The following is a 1,139-nucleotide window of genomic DNA, read 5'->3' on the forward strand; positions in this document are numbered from 1 at the left end:
CTAGTGTCGCGTGTCTGAGTTCTTTTGACGGTTGGCTTTGGTGAGGATCTGGTCGGCGGTCTTGGTCCAGCGGAAAGGTTCGCAGCGCTGGTTGTAGGCGTCGATGAACGCGCGGATCGCGCCGATCAGGTCGGGCACGCTGGTGAAGGTGCCGCGGCGGATGGCCTGGCGGGTGATGATCCCGAAGAAGATCTCGACCATGTTCATCCAGGATGCGCTGGTCGGGGTGAAGTGCATGGTGATCCGCGGGTTGCGGGCCAGCCACGCTTTGACGTTCGGGTGGTTGTGGGTGCCGTAGTTGTCGGCCACCACGTGCAGTTTCACTCGCGGGTGGGCCTTGGCGACCAGTTTGAGGAAGGCGAGGAACTCGCCGTTGCGGTGCCGCTGGTAGCAGGCGTCCGCGGTGATTCTTCCGGTCGCGACCTCCAGGGCGGCGAACAAGGTGGTGGTGCCGTGTCGCTTGTAGTCGTGGGTACGGCGTTCCGCCTCATCGAAACGCATCGGTAGCAGCGGTGCGGTCCGGTCGAGGGCCTGGATCTGGCTTTTCTCGTCCACGCACACGACCACGGCGTTGGCTGGTGGGTCGAGGTACAGCCCGACGACGTCACGAATCTTGGCCTCGAGTTGGGGATCGGTGGAGAACTTGAACGTCTCGGACCGGTGTGGTTGCAAACCCCAGTCCCGCCAGATCCGGGCCACCTCGGCGAAACTGACCGGCATTCCGCTGCGGGTCAGGTGATCGGCCAGCAGCCGCGCCGACCAGTGCGTCACCCCGAGGGCGTTCGGCGGCGGGTTCAGCGTCGAGGTGATCACCGCAGGCTCGTCGATCACCGGCGGCCGGCCCGAACGAGGCAGATCCGCCAGCGATTGGATCCCGCCGGCCTCATACCGGGCCCGCCACGCGATCACCGTCTGCCGGGTCATCCCGACCCGCCGACCGATCTCAGCGTTCGGCACGCCTTCCGCGGCCAGCAACACCATCCGAGCCCGCTGGACATGCCCCGCTGGCGCGGTCGACGACCGGGTCAACTCCCGCAGCCGAACACCGTCACCGGGACGAAGAACCAACGCGGCGGCAACAGACATGCCTCATTGTCCCGCACCCACACCGTCAAATCACTTCAGACACGCCACACTAG

Annotated in this window: 1 protein-coding gene; it reads right to left on the reverse strand. The window is 65.7% G+C overall.

Translation table 11 applies throughout. From position 1 onward, the window contains the following. Positions 1-1,086 (reverse strand): IS630 family transposase, encoded by a 1,086-nt coding sequence (locus ACIBQZ_RS43370; RefSeq protein ID WP_396094801.1) that lies wholly within the window; start codon positions 1,084-1,086, stop codon positions 1-3. Positions 1,087-1,139 lie beyond the last annotated feature (53 nt).

The organism is Actinoplanes sp. NPDC049599 (assembly GCF_044465625.1).
Classification (GTDB): domain Bacteria; phylum Actinomycetota; class Actinomycetes; order Mycobacteriales; family Micromonosporaceae; genus Actinoplanes.